The 17,653-nt window shown below is 49.6% G+C and carries 11 protein-coding genes; all 11 read right to left on the reverse strand.

The annotated features are described in order from the left end of the window. Positions 1–71: 71 nt before the first annotated feature. Positions 72–1,253 carry a FecR family protein gene (locus ICL07_RS01230; RefSeq protein ID WP_188086130.1) on the reverse strand — a complete coding sequence of 394 codons (1,182 nt, stop codon included), beginning with the start codon at positions 1,251–1,253 and terminating at the stop codon, positions 72–74. Positions 1,254–1,352: 99 nt separating this feature from the next. Next, complete coding sequence (locus ICL07_RS01235; protein ID WP_188086131.1) at positions 1,353–1,937, reverse strand: RNA polymerase sigma factor; 585 nt, start codon at positions 1,935–1,937, stop codon at positions 1,353–1,355. Positions 1,938–2,084: 147 nt separating this feature from the next. Continuing rightward, on the reverse strand, positions 2,085–3,791 hold the full coding sequence (locus ICL07_RS01240) for a hypothetical protein (RefSeq protein ID WP_223151721.1): 1,707 nt from the start codon (positions 3,789–3,791) through the stop codon (positions 2,085–2,087). Positions 3,792–3,803: 12 nt separating this feature from the next. After that, complete coding sequence (locus ICL07_RS01245; RefSeq protein WP_188086132.1) at positions 3,804–5,066, reverse strand: MFS transporter; 1,263 nt, start codon at positions 5,064–5,066, stop codon at positions 3,804–3,806. 5 nt (positions 5,067–5,071) lie between these two features. Next, positions 5,072–6,121, reverse strand: a complete 1,050-nt coding sequence (locus tag ICL07_RS01250; RefSeq protein WP_188086133.1) for a glycoside hydrolase family 130 protein — start codon at positions 6,119–6,121, stop codon at positions 5,072–5,074. A 99-nt stretch (positions 6,122–6,220) separates the two neighbouring features. Then, entirely contained in the window at positions 6,221–7,720 is a 1,500-nt protein-coding gene (locus ICL07_RS01255; RefSeq protein ID WP_188086134.1) for a RagB/SusD family nutrient uptake outer membrane protein, read from the reverse strand. 29 nt (positions 7,721–7,749) lie between these two features. Beyond that, positions 7,750–10,827, reverse strand: coding sequence for a SusC/RagA family TonB-linked outer membrane protein (locus ICL07_RS01260; RefSeq protein WP_188086135.1), 3,078 nt, complete (start codon positions 10,825–10,827; stop codon positions 7,750–7,752). Between the two features lie 269 nt (positions 10,828–11,096). Then, entirely contained in the window at positions 11,097–15,167 is a 4,071-nt protein-coding gene (locus ICL07_RS01265; RefSeq protein WP_188086136.1) for a hybrid sensor histidine kinase/response regulator, read from the reverse strand. 331 nt (positions 15,168–15,498) lie between these two features. After that, positions 15,499–15,948: a T9SS type A sorting domain-containing protein gene (locus ICL07_RS01270; RefSeq protein WP_188086137.1), complete on the reverse strand. Its 450-nt coding sequence runs from the start codon at positions 15,946–15,948 to the stop codon at positions 15,499–15,501. A gap of 25 nt (positions 15,949–15,973) precedes the next feature. After that, the gene (locus ICL07_RS01275) at positions 15,974–17,023 is read right to left on the reverse strand and encodes a hypothetical protein (RefSeq protein WP_188086138.1); all 1,050 of its coding nucleotides are present in this window, start codon (positions 17,021–17,023) and stop codon (positions 15,974–15,976) included. A gap of 21 nt (positions 17,024–17,044) precedes the next feature. After that, positions 17,045–17,647: a hypothetical protein gene (locus ICL07_RS01280; RefSeq protein ID WP_188086139.1), complete on the reverse strand. Its 603-nt coding sequence runs from the start codon at positions 17,645–17,647 to the stop codon at positions 17,045–17,047. Positions 17,648–17,653 lie beyond the last annotated feature (6 nt).

The following is a 17,653-nucleotide window of genomic DNA, read 5'->3' on the forward strand; positions in this document are numbered from 1 at the left end:
ACGGTGGTATTTACATTTTACAATTCACGGATTTTTGGTTGTGCTGTGGCGTCCGTCGCTGTCCAGGCCACTTACATGACAATCAGTTTTCTGCCTTCCAGGCGATATTTCAATCCGCTTTGTTCAAGCACCTGCAGCACCTGTAAAAGCGTAAGATTCATTTCAATTTTACCGGTCATATGCCAGTCGGGAATATTTTTCGTATATACAATATCTATATCGTACCAGCGAACCAGTTGGCGCAGCACAACAGACATCTCTACATTATTTAACTGAAAGAACCCGTTCTTCCACGCTATGGCAGCTTCCGGGTCTGCCTCATCGATGACCGTTATTTTACCGTCGGCATTCAGTACGCCCTGCTGTCCCGGTTTAAGCAATACGGCCGCGGATGCTGCACCTACTTTCACCGCACCTTCCAACAGGGTAGTACGTGCTTCTTCTTCATCGATATACGCCATAACATTAAAATGCGTTCCCAGTACCGTTATCTCAAAATTTCCGCCCTTCACCAGGAAAGGTTTGCCCGGGTTTTCACTAACTTCAAAATATCCTTCTCCCGAAAGTTCCACCACACGCTGGTTACCTGTAAATGCAGTAGGATACCTCAATGAACTGGCAGCATTTAGCCATACCCTGGTACCATCCGGCAATACCACTTCGTAGCGCCCGCCGCGGGGAGTAGAGAGTGTATTGTAACTAACGTTGGCGGGTATACCGTTGTACTGATAGGTCAACTGCGCATTATTTCCTTTCATGATCTTCACATTGCCCTGTTGTGCCAAAAGCCCGCTGTGAGCGCTATCCAGTATTATTTCAGCACCGTCCGATAGCGTAAGTATGGCCCTGTTGCCACCGGGCTGCACATCCGCTGACAGCGTATTTCCGCCAATGACGGGCGTCGGCGTCAGGGCATGATGGCCTCTCCAGAACCAGATACCGGCACTGAGTACCAGCAACAGTACAGCTGCTGCCGCGGCTACACGCCGTAACAAAACCAGCCGCCCCCTCTTTTTGCCAGTGCTGTGAATATTACGGGGCGTTGTTTTCAATATTGCCTGTATCACATGTTCCCAGGCATCTTCCCGGTAAAGCGGGTCCCCGGGGCCGTTTTCCATCATTTCCTGCAATGCCTGTTCCCATTCAGCAGCATCCCGCTGTTCCAGCGCTTCAAACAAGGCTATACGCTCATCGCGGGACAGCCCGTTATGCAGATATTGCCCCAGTAAATATTGCATCCTTTCCTTATCCAATCCTTAAAATTTAAGTAGTGATCGCAGGGCATTGCATGCCTTCTTTCTATAAAAGACGCAGCGCAGGCATAACAGGACTGTTCTGTTGGCAACTTTTTTTTAAATAGCAGCAATCAGTACCAATACGGGTATGAGGCCTCCCCATTCTTTATAAATATATTCCCTGATATATTTTAAGGAGATGACCAGCTGGTCTTTTACTGTATTCTGAGAGAGAGATAATTGTTCGGCTATTTCCTTGTGACTAAGACCTTCGTGCCGGCTAAGCCGGTAAATCTGCTGGCGTTTTGGTGGCAGCTGACTTACAGCACGCTCAATCAGCACCTGCAATTCACGGGTAGTCAATTCTTCCAGTACGTTGTCAGCAACTGGTTCAGTGATATTTTCGATGCTCAGCAATTGTCTTTCCTTCCCCTGCAGGCTGCGCAGATAGGAAACTGATAAATTGGAAGCCACCCTGAAAATCCAGGAGGCCGGACGCTCCATATAGGCCAGTTCCTCCCGGTTCACCCAAACACGGAGGAAAACTTCCTGTACCATTTCTTCCGCTATTACTTCGGATTTGCAGATCTTGTAAATAAATGGCAGGAGCCTGGCATTGTATTCGTGAAACAGCTCCCTGAAGGCCGCATCCTCTCCGTTGGCCATCCTCCTGAATAAATCTTTTTCGTCATATATGCTCATGGACCCAGGAGTTGATGTTAGTCATAACAAGACGAAAATAGTAAAAAGAAAATACAAGGTTTAAAATGATCATACACATGCCTGAAAATAAGAAAGGTGCCTCCCTCATATCAGAGACACCTTTCTTTATCTGCCTATGGCCAAAACTCAATAACTCACCGTCACTCCGTCTACCAACACCCTGTTCTCCTTTTTCGTCACTTTTCCGCCGGCGGGCGTCAGTACCAGTACTGCCGGGCTATGCGCCGGCAAAACGAGGTCGTACGATTGTTTTACCTTACGCGCAATAAACTGCCGGGTAATGGTGTTGTAAATATCCACCGGCTGATCGCCCACATTGACTGTCACTGTTTTTTCTTCCGTGTAGGGATTGTAGTACAGCCAGGAAGGATACGCCTTGTCCCTGAAAAAATCCGTAGCCAGCAAATTCAGTTGTAATATACCGGGAACAGTAGTCGTGCGGATAATACTGCCGAAGATACCGGCGTGTCCGCTGCCGTATACGCTGAACTGTGATACGTCTGGGTTCCCTTTGGCCCATTGCGGCCCGTCGCCCTGCGCTACCGGCGCTTTCAGGTGTGCGTACTGCGGGTAGGAAGATGTATGGATAATCCCTTCGTAGCCAATTACCCCTTTGGTGATGGCGGCCTTCTCCGGGATTGTTTCATGATCGTCCGGCATATATTGGGTGTAAAAGAAACGGGCGGCATTACCGGCATTCAGCATCCATTTACCTACAACAGCGGCATAGGAAGGATCGTAGCGTACCATGGCTACCAGCGGCCAGGCGGCGTCAAAAGTATTCATGAGAAAACCATATCCGCCTCTGTCTGTTGTGCTGCCCACGATACCGGATATATCCATGCCGTTCCAGTTGCCCGCCAGTACTCCCCAGCCCTTGCGGCATTCGGGATCGCCGTTAAACGTCCATTCCATAAATTTCCGCACATCGAATTGTTTGCCTTGCTCGGCATTCAGTCTTGCTGCCATATAGGCGCCGAAAGGCATCAGCACTTCGTAGTTGGTGTTATGCGGTTGCTGTTCCAGGGCTTGCAGCGCTTTTACAGCATGATCCAGGTATCGCGGATCACCAAACTTTTTGTAGGCGGCATACAATACATAGGCATGACCGGCAGCGGCATCCTGCTGTTTACAGATCCAGTTTTCTTTTGGTTGCAGCTGCGCATAATCAAAAAAGGTATGATCGTAGTTGCCATTCAGTACCGAGTCTGCCGCGCAGAATTTTTCCGCAATGCGCCGGGCCAGCATGTCCAAATCCGGCATATGGGGATAATGATGATAGATACCATAAAAGAGCACATTGGGATACACGTCGTACCACCAGTCACGCCCGTAGCCGCCGCCCAGCTGGGCCACTTCCGGACAGGTATTGTTCATCATAATATCCCAGCCTGTTTCCCGGTTGAAATAATTTTTCAGCATGCCTACATAGTTAAGGCCTTGCTGGTTGCTTTTGTCCACCCCTACCAGGGTAGCTCCCAATGTGGCGCCCATGGTGGCCAGCGCTTCATGAAAGATCCCCTTGTTATGCGCGGGGCCTTGCCGTTGGTCGTCCATCGCGGTATACAGGCCTACCACGGGCTGATCAAAATTATGCCGGCTGCTATCCCACCAAACCAGCGGCCAATGCGGACCGGTGCTGCTAAAGTCATAAGCGGTGCTGTCAAACTGCCGGGCCAGTGCGTACCAGTCTATTATCTGCAGCGGCTGCGGCACGTCGGCCATAGCGTCCAGTCGTGGCAAGTGCTGCTGTGCCACAGGCGGCGGCGGAGATGTTTTACAGGCCCCCCACAGCAAACCGAGCACCATGGCTGTTGTTCTTAATTTTACCATGCTATAAACAATTTATACCACCGCAGTGGTTTTTTCAGATATTTCTTTTATCAGTGCTTTCCCTTCTTTAACAATACGTTTACCTACTGCAATAGAAAGCAGTTGTAAAACGGCAATGATGATGATAGCGTAACGCAGCGCCACTTCCGTGGAAAAATAATAGGCCAGGAAAATAAAAGTACCCGCGCCCAGAAAGCGGCCTGCATAGAGGCCTACTTCGTGATTGAGAATATACGCGTATTCATTGCGTTTTTCTTTTTTGGAAAGAATGTCAATGACGCTGAATTGAATCGGGAAATAGGCCATGTCCAGCAATGGTTTTGCCAGCAACAGGAACAGCATAAAAATCACCACGCCGGTGGCATTGTATAAAACGCCGTTCAAAACAGCCGCCAATGCAAAGCAGATAAGTCCGCACGCAAAAATAGTGATGCGGTGTTCCGGTTTAGCGGCCCTGCCGATAATATACATCAACACAGCCGCTATGATGGCGCCCACCGATTGCGCCGTACCCAATGCCCCTTCTTTTCCCAGCAGCAACATGATCAGCATAGCCGGCGCCGTTACCAGGTATCCTTGTGCCAATCCCTTTAAAGAGGCCAGCATCAACAGCTTGCGCCAGTACGGATGGAAACGCAGGTACAGGAATGTTTTTTCATCCGGATTCCGGAAGCGTCCTCTGAAACAGACCACAGAAGCAAAAATGGTGATCACAAATACCAGCCCGGTAATAATTCGGTAAGCGTTGTTCACATTGATATCGCCACCGGCTTCAATAAACCAGCCAATACAGACTGGTACTATGACAGCGATAATCGTATAGAAAAATGTTTCCAGGCCATAATAATAATTACGGTTTTGGTCACTGGTGATCGATAGCGCCAGGTAGTCGCGGTTGGCCCAGTAAAAACCAAACGACATGCCCATAATGATGCCGGCGATTCCAATACCGGTAAGGTCCAGTGTTTTCAGCGACATCATCACGATCATAGACACACCGCTCAACAGCATCCCAGCGGAATACAATACTTTAATACTGAAACGGTTCAGCAAAAAACCATTCAGTAAAAAAGTCAGCGGTATGCCGGTGTAAATAGTCAGCTGATAGATCACCACTTTCGTAGGGTCGTTGGAGTTACGCATCACATAAGCGGCTACAAAAATATCGATCACCGGCAGTACCAGGGCGTAGATCATATTGGTAAGCACCAGGATACGGAAGTCGTGTGGTTGCTGATTAAAATGCTTTATTTCTGTGGAAAGGTTCCTGAACATAAATGTCAACTTTTTAAGGATGAAAGTATTTCCCCGATAGAAAACCGGGCGGCACACACTACTTCATCGGCAGCGCCATAATAAAGGATGAGTTCATCCCCTCTTACAATATGCCCGTTGGTAAAAACTACCTGGCCGAAAAAACCGGTCAGTTCGTAAGGGGCTTCCGGCATCATAATGGGGTCAACACTCCGTGCCAGCACTTTGGAAGGATCGTTGAGGTCCAGTAAAACGGCGCCCAGTCCGTATTGGTGCGCGGCATTGGCGCCGTGATATATTTCCAGCCACCCTGCTGCGGTTTTAATAGGTGCTGCACCGGCGCCTACCCTTGCGCTGTCCCAGGAGCCGGCGCAGGTGCGTACCAGGCATTGGTGCTTTCCCCAGTGCTCACCATCCGGCGACTGTGCCAGCCAGATGTAGTTGCCGCCAAGATCTACACTGCTGGGACGATGCAGCGCATAGTACATACCGTTTATTTTTTCATCGAACAGGGTACAGTCCTTGTTGTGCGGTGGTATGATCATGCTTGGGCTGGAGAAGGTCTTCCAATCTCGCGTAGTGCGCATGCCCACTCCTACACCGTTTGATGAAACGGCCGTGTAGGTGAGATAATAAACGTCTTCCAGTTTTGTTACCCGGCAATCTTCTATACCAAAGGCTTCCAGTGGTCCTTCACCATGCAGCTGCGGATAACCCTCCGGTTCGTGAAAGTGAATTCCGTCTTCACTGCAAAACAGCCGCAAATGGGAAAGGGTGGTGAGATAATCATCTCCTTTATAACAGAGCACCCGCGGATCTTTCGCGTCCAGGTGCGGGTCAGTTCTCAGGATCTCAATAATTTCTATCCCGCCATTTTGCAATACCGGGAATGAGATGATGTCCGTCTGTTGTTGTGGCCGTTCTGCTACGCGGATGATCAGCCATATTTTATTGTCGAATTCAAATACGCCAGGATTCAGCAGGCAGGCTACTTCCAGCCCGGGCCTGCTGGGTTTTACATCCGCCGGTGTTAGCAATGGGTTTCCGGCAAAGCGGTTGACAGTCACTTTTTTCATGTTGATGCGCTTAAGAGAATGGTCTGCTGCCCGCGGCGGAGAAGAAGGTATTCAACCGCCGGCGGACAACAAACAGGTTTCCGTGTTCATTAAAGCCGGTCAATAGCCGGTGTTTTGAGACAGTTTCAGCAAATCAGCCTCCCGCTGAGGAATAGGCAACAGCTTATTAAAAGATTGCCAGCCATTGCCATAGTCCTTGTATCCTTTCAGCGGGTCGGCGTCAGCTGCTTTGGCGAGGATGGTCCTGGCAAGGTCCCATCTCACCAGGTCGTAATAGCGATGGCCTTCCATCGCCAGCTCTACGCGTCTTTCATGTTGAATGGCGGAAAGGAGCGCATTTTTATCATTGGTGGTAACAGGTGGCAGTGCGGTGACCGGATTAGCTGCGTACTTGCGTGCCCGTAACCGCACCCTTTCCAGGTCGGTGCGTGCTTCCGGCAGTGCGCCCAGGTTAGCGTGGCACTCTGCTTTCCACAGTATCACGTCTGCTAAACGGATATATGCAAAGTCAACACCGCCATCATCGATGGGGTTTACATTACTCATAAACTTACGCACGTTAAAACCGGTTACCGGCGACCAGGCCGGGTCGTAGCTGGAGCCATCGAGGTATTTATCGCCTGCCTTAAAAAGGGTGGCTGCCCTCCGCGGATCATCGTTTTCGAAAGCATCCACCAGGTCTTTGGTGGGTATTTCAAACCCCCAGCCTTTTCCCTGCGGCCCAAATACGGCATTCAGCACAGATCCCTGGGAAGGGGTTTTGCCGGCATCATGGCGGGCCGCAAAAATGATCTCGCCTCCCTTCTCTCCTATACCGTTAAAATTATCTTCGTAATGGTCCAGCAACAGATAGCTGCCTTTTTCCACTTCGGCGATCTCATTTAAACAATCCTGCCAGCGCTGCCGATACAGGTAGGTTTTGGCGAGCAACGCATGTGCGGCGCCGGTGGTAGCACGCTGGTAGTTATCGGCATCATAGCTGGCCGGTAACATACTGATCGCCTGTGCCAGATCGCTTTCTATCTGCTCGTATACCTTTGCTGCCGGTGTGCGAACGGAATTATCCGTCATCTTTTTCTCCGGCACCAGCAAAGGAATATCACCAAAGTTGAGCACCAGCCTGAAATAGTAAAACGCGCGCAGGAAATAGGCTTCGCCTTTCATACGTTTCAGCAATGCCGGGTCAAGACCAGGAACTGCGGCGCCGTCCTGCGCCAGCAGCGTATTACAGGCATCTACGCCTTTGTAGTTGAAACGCCAGATGCCCAGCACATTATTATTCTCCGGGAAGATGCTGAAAGTCTGCATCCGCCGCATATCTTCCTGGTCGCCCAAACTACCGCCGCCTTTCACCGCATCGTCACTCATCAGATCGCCAACTACCCAGTCGCGGGGGATGCTGCTGCCTTCATCCCAGCCCCAGTCTCCGCGAAAACGGTTGGTAAGCGGTAAATAAGCGGCGTCAGTAGCCATCACAAAATCATTGGCTTCTGTAAAAACATTGCCTCCTGTCAGTTTTCCCTGCGGGAGCTTTTCCAGTTGTTTGGAGCAACCCGCCATGCTAACGGCAACGGCTATAGTTAAAATTAGTTTTTTCATGGTGTGTTGATTTTTAATAAATGGCATTCCTAGAAACCGAACTGCAATCCAAAAGTATAGGTGCGGGAAGGCGGGTAAGTACCCATGTCAACCCCTACTGCCATATCCCCGTAATTGGCGAGGTTATCGTTGGTATACAGCTCGGGGTCCATGCCGCCATATTTCGTAATGGTGAACAGGTTCTGGGCGCTCACATAGACACGTGCATTGCTAAAGCCCATACGTTTTAACAAGGCAGGTGACAAGGTATAGCCCAACATTACGTTTTTAAGCCGCAGGTAGCTGCCATTCTGCACATAACGGTCTGAAGCACGGCGATTGTTATTGGGATCGAGGAAAGTGGCTCTGGGTGTTTTATTGCTGGTGCCTTCTCCATGCCAGCGTTCTTTATAAAAATCTTCTTTGTTGTTAAATCCTCTTCCGTCAAAGCTGTTGATGATGTTATCGGCCTCATTATAGATCTGGTTGCCCTGCACGCCATTAAAAAACAGGGTGAGGTCAAATTGTTTATAATTGATACCGGCATTCAGGCTGTACAGCAATTTCGGATTGGGATTACCGATAATAGTACGGTCTGCATCATCAATTTTGCCGTCGTTATTATAGTCCACAAAACGGATGTCGCCGGGTTTGGCATTGGGCTGATATAGTTCTCCCTTGTTGTTTTTATAATTGGCGACATCCTGCTCGTTCTGGAACAGACCATTTGTTTTGTAACCATAGAAGGAGCTGATCGGTTCTCCCTCCCGCAGGATCACGCGGCCGGAGCCGGCAGAAAAGATCTGTTCGCGACCTTTATATAACGACACCACCTTATTGCGCAGGGTAGTAACGTTGGCGGCTATATTAAAAGAAAGGTCTTTTTGTATGGCTTGTTTGTAGCCGGCGGTAATCTCCACGCCTTTATTACTCATTTTGGCGCCGTTGACATAAGGTGGCGCGGCATCGCCGTTGGTATAGGAAGAAGGCAGTTGTATGAGGATACCGGAAGATTGTTTATTGAAATAATCTACGCTGAGCGTCAGCGCGCCGTTCAGGAAACCTGCGTCTACGCCTATGTTTGACTGGGTAGTGGTTTCCCATTTCACATCGGGGTTGCCGCGGCTGATTACCTGTAAAATATTATTGGTGGTGGTATAGATAGTCGCAAAGGGGTAAAGGCCGATGTCCTGGTTGCCCAGCTGTCCCCAGCCACCGCGAATTTTGAGGTCGTTCAGCCAGGTCAGGTCTTTCATGAAGTTCTCATGGGCGATGTTCCATCCGGCAGAGAAAGATGGGAAATAACCCCAGCGGTTATCCGCCCCGAAACGGGAAGAGGCGTCGGCCCTCATGTTGACGTTTAACATGTATTTGTTGTCGTACGCATAGGTGACCCTGCCGAAGTAAGACATCAGCGCCCATTCTTCCAGGTTGCCGCTGTTAAACTGCTGACCGGACCCATAGTCCAGGTAGCGCAGGCTGGGAGTGCCATCGGCACGGTTATCGTAACCGTTGCGGGAAGCGGAGAGATAATCTGTTTTAGCCGCAATATATTCCGAGCCCAGTGTTACACCGACATTATGTTTTTTATTGAACAGGTGATTGTAACTCAGTACGTTGGTCCAGTTATAGGTCGTATACCGGTTACGGTATTTATCCAATCCTTTGTCTTTATCCTGCATCAATGTACGGTCTCCGGGTATCTGCCCGCTGTATTGCTGTTGTTCGGCAATATAGAAATCGGTGCCCAAATCGGTACGCAGTTTAAAATCGTTCAGGAAGCGCGCTTCGGCAAATACATTGCCCAGCAGGCGGTATTTGCTCATGGTGCGGCTACGGTAGTCGGCAATAGCCAGCGGATTTTTCCCATCACCGTATAAGAGTGGGTTTTTATAAAGGCTCGCCGGCGGCAGATCGGAATAGAAACCGGTTTTATCATCGTAAAGCGGCAGCGCATTGGGCCTGATCAATGCATAGCGTACCACGCCAGGCAGGCTGCCGGGGCGGGCGCCATCGCCGGAGGCGCCTATTTCCTGGGTACGGTCGTAGGTAAGGTTCAGGTTCTCTCCTACCCGTAGCCAGCTTTTCACCTCGCTGCTCACATTAGAGCGGAGGCCATACCGTTTAAAATTAGAGTTGACGATGGTACCATCCTGGTTGACCACATTCCCTGCCAGGTAATAACGGGTTTTCTCCGAACCGCCGGAAAAGGCCAGGTTGTAGCGTTGTGTGAGCGCCTGGCGGAAAACAGCGTCCAGCCAGTTGGTATTAGGCAGTTTTGAAGGATCGTCCTGGTTACGGGTAGCAGATCCATCGTTGGCAAAAGCTTCGTTTTGCAGTTCTATAAACTGACTGGTACTGAGCATGCGTGGCAATCCGCTCGCCCTGGCAATGCCATAGGCGACATCGAGATTAATTTCATTTTTGCCGGCCTGCCCTGTTTTAGTGGTGACAAGGATTACGCCGTTGGCGGCACGGGAACCATAAATAGCGGCGGCGGCGGCATCCTTCAGTACTTCAATAGAGGCAATATCGTTGGGTGAAATGGTATTCAACCCACTGTTCATCGGCACGCCATCAATAATATACAGCGGGTTGCTGCTCTGGCTGAGGGAGCCTATACCCCGGATGCGCACTACCGCTTCTGTTCCGGGCGCACCGGTAGGGGAAGTCACCGAAACACCGGAAGCCTGTCCCTGCAAGGCAGTACTAAGATCTACCGCCTGTGTTTTAGCCAGGTTTTTTCCATCTATAGAAGAGATGGCCCCTGTCACCTGGCTTCTGCGTTGGGTGCCGTAACCGATCACGACCACGTCTTTCAGGGCCACTTCATCTTTTTGCAGGACCACCTGAAGAGCGCCGCTGCCGGAATATTGTACCGTTTTGGTCAGAAATCCCATAAAGGAAAATTGCAGCGGGACAGGAGCGCTGCCCGTGATGCTGATCGTGAAACTGCCATCCACCCCGGAGACTGTCCCATTTTTAGTATTGGGCTGTGTGATGGTAACGCCGGGAAGGGCGCCCCCCTGTTCATCGGTGACACGGCCACTTACTTTGACCTGGGCATAGGTTGCCCCGCCCAATAGCAGCAGTATCACAACTGACATGAGTTGTATCCAGTTTTTCATTCGTAAGAATTTAATGGCCTTCTCTTTCAGGAAGGACCCGTTTTAAAAAAGTATTTAATGTTGGATTTGAATGGAATTTACAGGTCGTACTGATCCTGTTTTTTCATACGTCGGATTCTTTTTTTGATTGATGTTGATGTGCTAAAGATAGGAGTAAGCAACAGGAAGGGACTGTACTATAGTTGCAAAAAGGTGTACAATAGCTTCACAACACCGGCAAAAACAATTGACAATCAATATATTAAATTATACTTATCAAGTACACCCTCCTATACGGCAGTTTGTTGTTCACGATATTCGTTGGGAGAACAGTGGTACATTTTTTTGAACTCGCGGAAAAAATAGGACTGGTTATTAAACCCTGTTTTATAAAAAATTTCCGACACTGTAAGCTGGGTTTTAATGAGGAGTTGGGCTGCCTGTTTTAACCGGATATAACGGATAAATTCCGCCGGTGTCATATTGGTCAGTGTTTTGAGTTTCCGGTACAATTGCATTTTGCTGAGGAGCAGGTGCTTTTCGAGTGCCTCGGCATTGAGACCTTCTTCGTCTATCCTTTCTTCTATCACCCGTACCAGCTCCTGCAGGAACTGTTTGTCGGTGTCCGGCATACCGGCTTCTTCGAGTTGCCCGAGTGGTTGATCTCTTTTGAAAATGTCGTGCAGCCGTTGGCGGTATTCCAGCAGTTTACGAACCCTTACCTGTAAATGTGTTGCATGAAAGGGTTTAGGAAGATAGGCATCGGCGCCCGCCTCATATCCTTCCGTTTGCTGGTCAATAGTCCCTCTGGCCGACAAGATAATAAAAGGAATATGACAGGTACTGGCTGCATTCTTTACTTTGTTGCACAATTCCAGGCCATTCATATCGGGCATCATGATATCGCTGATGATCAGATCGGGCAGTGTTTGCCGCATCAATTCCAGCGCTTCGTGGCCATTACCGGCTTCATATATAATATATTGACCGGCCAGCAGGTCCTTTAACAACTGGCGGATAGCATATTCGTCTTCCACCAGCAGAACGCTTTTTTTCCCCGTTTCCTGTACTTCCTGAATACGGGACAGTTTGTTGGGATCGATCAGCGGCGCCGCCTGCAGCGACAAGTCAGCAGTCATGGATTGCATCAAACCCGAAGGAACCGGGTCAGCGGGAGCCTCCTGTTGCTGCGGAGAAGTGGTATCTGTTACCGAAAGCGGGAGGCGCACGTAAAAAGCCACGCCATTGTTTTCATTCACTGCACGGATGCTGCCATCGAGCAGCTGCACCAGCTGCTGCGTAAAAGCCAGGCCAATGCCGGTTCCAAATGCTCCGTGTGTGGCGGTGGCCGTACTGAAAAAACGGGTAAACAAATTATCCAGTTGCTCAGCAGGTATATGGCTGCCGGAATTATATATGTATATATCAAGGCCATGTATCGTCTCTTCAGCACGAAGCAAGATGGTTTCATCCCGGCTGGTATATTTACAGGCATTGCTCAGCAGGTTGAACAGGATCTTTTCCAGTTTATCTTTGTCCATAGGCGCTATCATGTCGGGCGCAATATGGGTTTCAAAACGCAGCGCCTTTTGCTGGCACATGGGTTTAAACAAAGCCGCAATATTTTCCAGCAACGCAGAAATATTCAGCGGGGAATAACTGTTTTTCAGAAAGCCAGCTTCCGCCCTGCGGAATTCCAGGAGCTGTTGTACAAGATAGGTAAGCCGGGAAGCATGCTGGTGTACCAGGGCCTGGTGATAGGTATTCCCGGGTTGTTCGCGGCTACGTTCTGCCGCGCCTACAATGAGTGTGAGCGGTGTTTGCAGTTCGTGGGCAATGTTGGTAAAAAAGCGGAGTTGTTCTTCGTGTACCTCTTCTTCTTTTTTCCGCAACAGGTGTTCCATCTCCAGCTGGTGTTTCATTTGCAGTTTATTTTTCCGGTACAGCCAGAAGGCAGTGCCGGCGCCGCCCAGTACCAGCAGGTACAGCAAGAATGCGGGCCAGGTGAGCCAGAAATACTGTTGCACGGTAAGGGTTAGTAATACGCCGGGCGGTGTCCACCCTCCTTCTCCGTTACTCCATTTTACTTTCAGCACATACGTGCCGGGAGGTACATTGCTATAGGCGACCCTGCCATTGCCCCCGGTGTATTGCCAGCTTTTGTCGTAGCCTTCCAGCAGCCAGGCATATTCGCATTTTTCCGCATGCAGAAAACTGACAACTTTGCCTTGCAATTCAAAAAAATTGTCACGCCTGTTCAGCGTATAGGCAGCTGTATTGGACTGTGCCGGCTGTAATACCTGTAAGCCATTCCCACTGGCCTTGCCCGCCAGTTGCAATCCGGACACCAGCAGGTTAGGATATACGCGGCGTTCCTGTGTAATGCGCGGCGTGAAATAATTGAACCCATAAATACCGCCAAAATAAAGGCGGCCGCCGGGGTCTTTCCATACGGCGCCATCGCTGAACTCATTGCTCTGCAAGCCATCGGCTTCCTGGAAGTGTGATATCCCGGCCGTGGCAGGGTTGATGCGCGCCAATCCTTTATTGGTGCTTACCCAGATCATTCCGTTGTTGTCCTGCGTAATGGCGTGGATAGTGTTATTAGGCAGTCCGTTGCCGGTATTGTACCGGACAAATGCCGGTCTTGCCTGGCTGACGTCTGCTTCGGCAATGCAGTTCAATCCATAACTGGTACCTATCCATAGCCGTTGTTGGGTATCGCGGTATAGTGCCAGCACATCATTATGTGATAAGCCGCCGTCATAACTAAAGGCCTTAAACACCTGGAATGTCTGCCTGCGTTTGTCGAACAGGTTAAGCCCTCCGTAACGGCAGCCTACCCACAGTGAGTGTTGCGGACCAGGAGCCAGCGAATAAATGATATCATTTGCTGGCCCGCTGTCGCTGCCGTTGAAGGTATATTGCCGGAATGCCGTTACTGCTACAGCAGTGCCCTCGCGCCGGATGCGCAGCTGAATGAGCCCATACCCGCTGGTACCGAGCCACAGCGAACTATCGGCATCCGGCAGGATGGCATATACGGAGCCGAACACCGGCCATTTGCCGCTGCCGTTTACCTCCTGCCAATGAATGAACCGTTTATGCAGCTGGTCATAAATAGCGAGGCCCTTACCATCGGTACCAATAAATATCATGCTGTCCATTCCCTGGCAAAGCGCAAAAACGGAATTATTGTCCAGTTCTGCTGAGAACAGTCGCTGATGCGTACCAACGGCCTGCCGGCTGAAGTTGGGCAAACAGATAATACCATTGCCTTTGGTACCCACCCAGAGATCGTCGCCATTGGCGCAGAAAGCGCGTATAGGCTTGTTAAAAGCGGCGCCGCTGTTCCGGTTGACGGTGCCGAAATATTTTATTTGCGGGTATATTTTAATGATACCGTTGCCATCCGTTCCGCACCACAGCACCTCTTCATTACCGGTAGCCCAGGAAATGATTTTCATGTCCTGCAGTTCCCGCGCCGCTTCGGAAAACAGGTGGGCCGGGCGGAACTGTGCGTCATATTCCCCAAAGCCCTGGGTCGTCCAGGCCAGCAGGTAATGCTGATGATAGACGGTCATCGCATTGACCGGGTGCGGTAGTATCACCTGCAACTGGGCCTGGTGCGTGCCCGGCGATACCGCCATTAACTCACGGGCTGTTGTGGTGAAAAAGATCCTGCCGTTGACGGCAAACAGTGCCTGTACATCCCTGTAACGTTGCAGCAACGGCCATTGCGCCTGCCAGTCGGCGTATATTTCCAGGGTACCGTCACCACGGAGTACCCACAGGTGATTGGCGCCGTCGAATACGGCCTTGCTGATACGGTTATTACCACCCGGCAGCGGGCATGCCACAAATGAATCGGCAGCGGCATTGTAACGGGCGAGCCCTTCCTGCCGGCTCAGGCAGTACAGTTGCCCGGTGGTATCCGTCAGTAACCGGTACTCCTGTTCGCTGATACGGCTGCGTTGTTGCCGGCTGTAAAAATAATTATAGAATTTCCCACTTTGTTTATCATACCGGGATACCCCTTCAATCGTACTCATCCAGATACGCCGCTGGCCGTCTTCTGTCGCCTGCAGTACAACATTATTACCAATACTATGCTGCGGATTGTCTTTACTATAGTTAAACACATGGAAAGAGGAACCATCGTACATATTCAGCCCGTCCCAGGTAGCCGCCCACAGCAATTTGTCCGAATCCAGCAACAGTGCGTTAACGGCGCTGTTGGAAAGGCCATTGCGGTTATCCAGTTGTTGAATATAGTAAGAGGCTGTGTCACCTGCGAAAACAACCGGTGCACAGGTAAACATACCGATCAGCAGGGAACAGATCAGAGACAATCGTTTCATAACGGGCTGGTTTAAGTGGCGCTGCTGTTAGCACCCGGTAAGGTACCAAATTTTTCCACTTTTGATCGGTCCTTTTTGTATTAACGGTAATCCTTTCAGCATTCCTTACCATATGACCGAAATAGAAAAAGATGCCGGCAAGTCAAAACTCACCGGCATCTTTTTCTACTTTTATTTGCAGATATAAAGTGTCACCTTACTTTCTGTCAACACACCGCTACATATTGGTGTTTAACGAAGAACCTGCTTCCAGCGTTGTTACGCCTACGGTACGGTTACTATCATTTAACGTGTTTATACCGTTTTTTTTAATCCCTGATGCAGTTGCCTGTCAATAGGTATGATCCCCGGCAGTACCAGTCTTCACTATCTTCCTGGTATAAGGTTTACCGTCTTTGACAACATGGATAAAGTAAATACCATCAGGCTGATCACTCAGGTCTAATTGAAGCCGGGTAGATTCCTCCACCAGATAACGTATTGTTTTACCGGAAATATTTAACAGCGTGATGTTTGCTCCTTTGAGCGGCTCAGCGAAGATAACGGTAACAGGGCCTGTAGTTGGATTGGGGTACATCGCCTCTGTTTTAATGGTTGTTTCACTGGCGGGCAATGGCGCTGCGGCCATACGAGCGGTATTATTGCAGATATACTGTCTTTTTACGCGGTTACCGGCGCCGTCATAGTAGAACATAACCCCACAGCTACCGGGAGGGATGGTCTGTGCCTCTGCTACAGCAGCGGCAGTCAGGAGCATTATAAATAAAAGAAGCTGTTTCATACTGAATCAGGTTAATAGATGAAAGTTAAAAACCGGGCAGCCCATTGTCAGGGTCCAGCCGGGTGGCCAGTGCTGCACTACCGGGAACGTTGATACCTTTACGGTATACTTTATCAAAAATATCGTTGCGCAAGGTGTTGTTTTCCGGACCTGCTTTTTCAAGTATCCATCGCCAGAACCTGGCTCTGTTCTGTCTTTTATCGGGTGTTACCCAGGAGGAGAGCATAAAGGAATTATTGTTTTTCTCTATAGGGACCAGCATGTCCTGATAATAGATATACAGTTCGTTCTCAAAAGCGATACCCCAACAGGCAGGTACCATAGCGAGTGCACTGTCTTTGGTGAGCTCATACACATTAAACTTCCTGCTCAGGGGGTCCAGTTTAACCGTAATATTTTCCACGGAGGGCCTGTTATTAAGGAAGTCTTCATAACTGAGATAGGCGCCTGTTTTATATTCACGGGCCAGCATTACCGGGGTTCTTCCGTGTATGTTTACCGGTTCTGCAATCGCGAGGCGTGTAAAGGTTTTACGGCCTGCCTGTGGTGAGGCAGCAGGTTGCAATAGCAGATCTATGGCTTGTGCGATGATTGGGATACCGGAAGTTTTACTGACGGTAATAACGGTGTCGATGATATTGACCAACTGGTAGTGTTCTTCCCGTACCGGTGTGCTATAGGTAATTGCCTTCAGGCGCAGAAACCCATCGTTGCCGTCTTTTTGTTCCTGTATACGCAGGTCCTGTAATACACAAAGCAAGCGGGGTGCGGTAGGAGTATAAAGCGGCGCATATTGTGCTTTGATACAGGTTTGCAACCAGCGGTGCATATTGGTATCCGGTACCAGCCTGGCAGCCTGACTGATTTCGTCGGCAGTCACAAAACCGATAGCGGTAGAATCTTGTATAGCAGCGGTACTGATGTCTATTCCGGAGTAAGGCAATGCTGCCGGTGTTGGCATTTTTATGGAAGATAGTTTCACTTGCTGAACAGCCTGCGTTGCAGGATACTGCGCCTGTAAGGCTATACTGCAGTGTATCGTGATCAGCAGGCCACTTAAATATTTCCAGTGCATATTAATGAAAAGTTTAATGGTTTACAATGAGGCGGAATGATCCCATCTCGTGTCCAGGAATACTTGTAATGGATATACGGTATCGCCTTCCAGCTGATCACTGACCGTGATCCCTGTACCGGTAACCCTGAAAACATTAAATGATTTCAGGTTGATGATAGTACAAAGACAGGTAATACGCTCGTTTTTAATATCAGCGGCAAGCTTTTTTAATCCTTGCTGGAACTTACTGACAGTACTATTTATCCCGTAGACCTGATACCCCTGGGCATATCCGAACAATTCGCCGGTACTGTCTACCAGCAGCGCGTCCTGCTGCAGGTAGATGGTGCGCCTGCGGGGGATCTGCTGATAGGTATATTTCAGATTCGGAGGCAGCTGACCGGATGCAAAATCAGTTTTACTCAGACTGTCAGCAAATACTTTATAAATCGGAATAACGCGATAACCCGCCGGTACCTTAAACGCGTGTTGGACTTTCAGGCTCCGGGCAATCAGTTTAAGGGTATTCTCTTCACTGCTGGCGTGTATCGCTTCATTGCGGACAAAGTGGCATTGCGCGATCGCAAAAACCGGAAAGCTGATGACTGCAAGTATCCCAATAAGTATCCTGGTATATTTCATAAAAGT

The organism is Chitinophaga qingshengii, assembly GCF_014529935.1.
GTDB classification, from domain to species: Bacteria; Bacteroidota; Bacteroidia; order Chitinophagales; family Chitinophagaceae; genus Chitinophaga; species Chitinophaga qingshengii.

Coding starts and splice junctions, on each gene's coding strand:
- ICL07_RS01270 (WP_188086137.1), bottom strand. CDS start 15,948: ATGAAACAGCTTCTTTTATTTATAATGCTCCTGACTGCCGCTGCTGTA.
- ICL07_RS01280 (WP_188086139.1), bottom strand. CDS start 17,647: ATGAAATATACCAGGATACTTATTGGGATACTTGCAGTCATCAGCTTT.
- ICL07_RS01250 (WP_188086133.1), bottom strand. CDS start 6,121: ATGAAAAAAGTGACTGTCAACCGCTTTGCCGGAAACCCATTGCTAACA.
- ICL07_RS01235 (WP_188086131.1), bottom strand. CDS start 1,937: ATGAGCATATATGACGAAAAAGATTTATTCAGGAGGATGGCCAACGGA.
- ICL07_RS01260 (WP_188086135.1), bottom strand. CDS start 10,827: ATGAAAAACTGGATACAACTCATGTCAGTTGTGATACTGCTGCTATTG.
- ICL07_RS01275 (WP_188086138.1), bottom strand. CDS start 17,023: ATGCACTGGAAATATTTAAGTGGCCTGCTGATCACGATACACTGCAGT.
- ICL07_RS01240 (WP_223151721.1), bottom strand. CDS start 3,791: ATGGTAAAATTAAGAACAACAGCCATGGTGCTCGGTTTGCTGTGGGGG.
- ICL07_RS01265 (WP_188086136.1), bottom strand. CDS start 15,167: ATGAAACGATTGTCTCTGATCTGTTCCCTGCTGATCGGTATGTTTACC.
- ICL07_RS01255 (WP_188086134.1), bottom strand. CDS start 7,720: ATGAAAAAACTAATTTTAACTATAGCCGTTGCCGTTAGCATGGCGGGT.
- ICL07_RS01245 (WP_188086132.1), bottom strand. CDS start 5,066: ATGTTCAGGAACCTTTCCACAGAAATAAAGCATTTTAATCAGCAACCA.